The following is a 5,484-nucleotide window of genomic DNA, read 5'->3' on the forward strand; positions in this document are numbered from 1 at the left end:
GGTGGTCGCATCACGTTTAGCTTATCTGAAACAGCTAATCAAGCCTTGGCTACCTTAGCGCAGGAATACCAAGCCAGTCCGTTTATGGTGTTACTGGCCGGGTTCGCCGTTTTGCTTTACCGCTACAGTGGCCAAACCGACTTACGTTTAGGCTTGCCACTAGCGACTAGGCAGCGTCCAGAAACGCAACAGCTCATCGGCTATTTGGTTAACACGGTGGTGTTCGTGTGCCGAATACAAGGTCAAGACAGTTTTGTCAGTGTCTTAAGCCAAACCAAGCAGCGTTTATTAGATGCCGAAGCGCATCCCGATGTGCCGTTTGAACACGTGGTCGATGCCATAAACCCGGAACGCCGGTTAGGACAAAATCCGTTATTTCAAATTCTGGTTAATCATCAGCAAATAACGGACTCGCTGGCCATTCATGGTTGGCATATTCAGTCTCAACAGCTCGATAACCGTGCCGCGCAATTTGACCTCAGCCTAGACACTCAGCAAGACCGGCATGGTCATATCAGCGGTTTTTTCGCCTATGCATCTGAGCTATTTGCCGCTAATACGATTCAACGACTCAGCGATGCTTACCAACACCTGCTTTGTGAACTGCTAGCCGCGCCTGAGCAACCTATTGCTTGGCATTCCTTGGTGAATCAAGACCTTGCCGACTATCACATCGAATATCCAGACGGTACTGAACAAGTGAGCTATGTCCACCAGCGTATTCGCGTGATGGCACAAAGCCAACCGCACGCTATCGCGATAATCGACGGTGGGCGACTCATAAGCTACAGCGAATTAGAGTGTCAATCCAACCGCTTAGCTCATTTATTACAATGTTGCGGCCTAAGACCTGATGATATTGTTGGCTTGCTCATGCCGCGCACCGGCGACAGTGTAGTTGCCATGCTGGCCGTGCTGAAAGCCGGTGGCGCATTTTTGCCACTGTCGCCGGATAGCCCTAAAGCCCGCCTCGTACAAGCCTTGCGTGATGCGGGCGTTAAACAGGTCTTGTATGGATGTCCGCCAAGCCAAGACTCCGCCGAGCTTAGCGCAGAATTAGGCTTAAGCGCTAAGATTTTGGTAGCTCAAGAACCTTGGCAACTTTGGTTAAGCACGGACGGCGGCGCACATTTGCCTGAACAGTTAACCCTCGCCGACCAGTCCGACACTCCACCTAATGTGGTACTGCACCCAGATAATGCCGCCTATTTGATTCACACCTCTGGCAGTACCGGTACGCCTAAAGCCGTATGCGTCAGTCATGGCGCGTTGGCTAAGCATTGCCACGCGATAGCGCAAACCTATGCCATGCGCCAGGATGATTGCGCGTTACACTTTGCTGAATTTACCTTTGATGCCGCGATGGAACAATGGCTAGTGCCGTTGATAACCGGTTGCCGGTTGTTAATGCGAGACAGCTTATGGTCAGCAGAGCAAGCTTATTTAATGCTGTCTAAGCATAAAGTGACTTGGTTTGAAATGCCGCCAGGGTATTTAGCCGAATTAGCCCAATGGCTGGTTAGCCAAGGCAAAACCTTAAGCTTGCGAGCTTGTTCAGTCGGTGGTGAAGCCGTGCCCAAAGACATTCTGGTGTTATTTCGGCAAGCTTTAGGTGATATTCCTATCATCAACGGCTATGGCCCTACCGAAACCTTGATTACCCCGCTGACATGGACGGCTTTACCCGATACCGACTGTACGACAGCTTACGCACCTATAGGTACGGCAGTAGGTCAGCGCTATGGGTATGTTGTCGACCGCGATTTAAATCGATTGCCTGACGGGGTTATTGGCGAGTTAGCACTGGGCGGGCCGTATTTGGCGCGTGGCTATCAGCATAAACCTGGTTTAACCGCAGAACGCTTTGTCCCGAATCCTTTTTTGTCTGACGGCAGCCGCATGTATTTAACCGGTGATTTAGTGCGTCGGCTGCCCGATGGCATGATGGCGTATTTAGGGCGTTTAGATAATCAAGTGAAATTGCGTGGCTTTAGGATTGAATTAGGCGAAATTGAAACAGGCTTGTTATCGCATCCAGCCGTGCAAGAAGCCGTCGTCATCATTGATAACAGCACCGCTAACCATCGTTTACTCGCTTATTGGGCGGCTACTGCGGCTCATGATGACACCAAAGAGGAAGATTTAAGCCAATACCTGCAAAACGTTGTTACCGGATTACATGATTCCGGCGGCGATTATTCAATTAAAGGCGTTACCGCGTCTTAGTAATGGCAAACTCAATCGTCATGCCTTGCCTAAATGGGATTGTGCTAACGAGTTGAAAACTCATGCCGTTGTGCCGCCACAAACAGCGACAGAAAAGCTCTTAGCTCAGTTATGGCAAGAATTATTGGGCGTAACCCCTATTAGCTTAACCGATTCATTTTTCAGTTTAGGCGGCGATTCAATTTTAGCAATACGCTTAGTCAGCCGCGCCCGCGCCGCTGGTTTGACTTTCGCGCCTAAAGACGTGTTTTTATACCCAACGTTAGCTGGATTAGCCAAGGTCGCGCAACCCGTGCACGATGCCGGTGAGGTCGTTTGCCGCTAGCGGTGACGTAGCGTTAACGCCGATTCAAGCCGAGTTTTTCGCGCAAGCTAGTTTTAAGCGCTGTCATTGGAATCAATCGTTGTTAGTTACGCCTAGGCAAACGCTGTCAGAACACAGTTTGCGTCAAGCATTGGCAGCAGTACTAGCCCATCACGATAGCTTACGGCTGCGTTTTTACTACGAAGATGGCAACTGGCGGCAGGCCTACACTGAGTATAGCAAGGATAAGCTTAGCCAAAGTCTGTGGTTGCGCACAGCGCAAACCCAAGCCGACATTGAAGCCATAAGCTACGCGGCACAGCGTAGCTTAGATTTAAGCACCGGGCCGTTGCTACGCGTGGCGTTAATCTCAGTCGCTGATGGCAGCCAGCGCTTATTATTGGTTTGTCATCATCTGGTTATCGATGGCGTGTCTTGGCGCGTGCTGTTAGAAGATTTACACAGCGCTTATCAGCATAGTGTACAAGGACAAACCATCGCACTGCCCAGTAAAACCGCAAGTTTCAAAGCTTGGGCGCAGTATTTACAACACTATGCCGATAACGAGGTATTAACCAGGCAATTAGCTTATTGGCAAGAAGCGTTACGCCCAGACTATACGCATTGTGCCACTGATTTTGCGGTCACTCAGGCCAGTTATCGCACGGCAGAGGTTATTGCGTTGAGTTTGCCTATCGAGGCAACCCAAGCGTTGTTAACCACGGCGCCAACGGCTTACCGGGCGCACACGCAAGAATTGCTGCTAGCGGCGTTGGCGACCACCTTAAGTCGTTGGTTACAACGCAACGCGGTGACGATTATGCTGGAAGGCCACGGGCGTGACAGCGTACTTAGCGATGCTGACATCGATGTCAGCCGCACGGTAGGCTGGTTTACCAGTCTCTATCCATTGAAATTAACAGCGACAGCGAGTCTAGGTGAAACCATAAAAAGCGTTAAGCAAGGTTTGCGTTCCGTGCCTGATAAAGGCTTAGGGTTTGGCGTTTTGCGATATTTAGCTAAAGCAGAATACCGCCAATCATTGGCAGCGCTAACCCTGCCGTCTATTAGTTTCAACTATTTTGGACAATTTTCCGAGCAGCAAACCTGGTTAAGCCCGGCATCAGAATCGGCAGGCGCTGACCACGACCCGGATGCACTATTACCTGATTGGTTAGAAATTAATGCCCATGTCTATGCCGGGCAACTACAAATACGTTGGCGCTTTAGCACGGCGCAATACCATCTAACTACCGTGACGCAACTGGCCGAGTCTTATCAGCGCGAGCTGTTGGCTTTATTAGCGGAGCACCAAAACGGTGTACAAACCGCTACACCGTCTGATTTTCCATGGGTGGACATCGCTCAGAGCGAACTCGACGCGTTGCCGCTTGCCGATATTGCTGACATTTATCCCTTATCACCTATGCAGCAAGGCTTACTATTCCATACGCAAATCGCCCCCGGCGCTGATGCCTACATTAATCAAATGAGTGTGCCGGTGTATGGTTTGGATGTGGCGCGGTTCCGTCAAGCGTGGCAAACAGTACTGGCAAGACACGAGGCTTTGCGTAGTGGCTTTAGTTGGCAAGAACGCACCGGCACGTGGCTGCAAATCGTCTACCGTCACGTCGAGTTGCCGTTAACCGTGTTACCGTTTACTGACGACAGCGAAACCACTCAGTTTTGTGCAGTCGAACGCACGCAAGGGTTTAACTTGGCAGCAGCACCTTTGATGCGGTTAACCTTGCTTGAACGCGGACAGCGTGATTATCAATTGATATGGACCAGTCACCATGTGTTGTTAGACGGCTGGAGTACGTCGCAATTGTTAGGTGAAGTATTATCGAGTTACGCCGGTATTTCGTTGCCTGCACCTATAGGACAATACCGTGATTATATTGCTTGGTTAAACCGCCGCGCTGCTTGCGCTGCACAGTCATTTTGGCAACAGCGTCTAGTTGGGCTGTCGCCGACCTTGCTAGCGACAACCGTTGCGCCTAGCCATGATACCGGTATCGCCAGCATTTCAGTCAGGTTACCGGAACCGTCTTTCCAAGTGATACAACGCTTTGCCCAAACGCAACAGGTAACGATTAACACATTAGTACAAGCGGCTTGGGCATTACTGCTTAAGTCTTACACCGGTCAAGATACCGTAGTGTTTGGCGCTACGTTATCAGGCCGTAACGCTGAGCTAGCCGGTATGGAGCAAATGATAGGCTTGTTTATCAATACGTTACCTATCATTAGCACGCCTAAGTCTAGCCAATCGGCTGCCGAATTTGTGTTAAGTCTTCAAAACGAAAATCTAGTGTTACGCGATTATGAGCACACACCGTTAGCCGATGTGCAACGCTGGGCAGGTCATGCCGGTACGGCGTTATTTGATACGTTATTAGTATTTGAAAATTTTCCACTATCACAGGCATTAAGCACGGTCGAGACTGATTTGCAAATAGGCATACCGCAGCATGTCGATAATACCCATTATCCCTTGACGCTAGGGATTCATATCGACACAACGCTAGCCGTTAGCAGTGCGGATTCCGTACCCGCCGCATCCTTGGCGGTCGATTTCAGTTATGCCAAATCCTGCTTTAGTGCCGAGCAAATACAGCAAATCGCCGACACCTGGCTACAGATTTTGCTAAAACTGGTGACACATCCAGAACAAGCGTTAGGGCTAGACTATAAGCCTATTCAACCCGCTATGCCGTTTAATCCTGGTGACGTAACGTTAATAGTCCCAGCGATTTTCAGCCAAGCTCAGCAAACCCCAGGCAACATAGCCGTACACGTCAACGATGAGGTTATTAGCTATGCCGAGTTGGTTGATTGGAGTTTAACAATAGCGGATGAGTTGGCTGGTTTAGGTTTAAAACCGGGTAGCGTAGTCGCGCTATGCTTGCCGCGCGGTGCTGTAATGATTGCGGCGCAATTAGCTGTGTTGA

At 50.0% G+C, this 5,484-nt stretch carries 3 protein-coding genes; all 3 read left to right on the top strand.

Going from position 1 to position 5,484, the window contains the following annotated elements; genetic code table 11:
• Positions 1 to 2,226: non-ribosomal peptide synthetase (locus VZ94_RS23660; protein ID WP_131655630.1), on the top strand; the 2,226-nt coding region annotated here is incomplete at its 5' end.
• Entirely contained in the window at positions 2,180 to 2,551 is a 372-nt protein-coding gene (locus VZ94_RS23665; protein ID WP_052700725.1) for a phosphopantetheine-binding protein, read from the top strand. The genes VZ94_RS23660 and VZ94_RS23665, both read left to right, overlap by 47 nt.
• Positions 2,526 to 5,484, top strand: a 2,959-nt coding sequence (locus VZ94_RS23670; RefSeq protein WP_157844977.1) for a condensation domain-containing protein, incomplete at its 3' end; no start/stop codon positions are given. The genes VZ94_RS23665 and VZ94_RS23670, both read left to right, overlap by 26 nt.

This window comes from Methylocucumis oryzae (genome assembly GCF_000963695.1).
GTDB classification, from domain to species: Bacteria; Pseudomonadota; Gammaproteobacteria; order Methylococcales; family Methylomonadaceae; genus Methylovulum; species Methylovulum oryzae.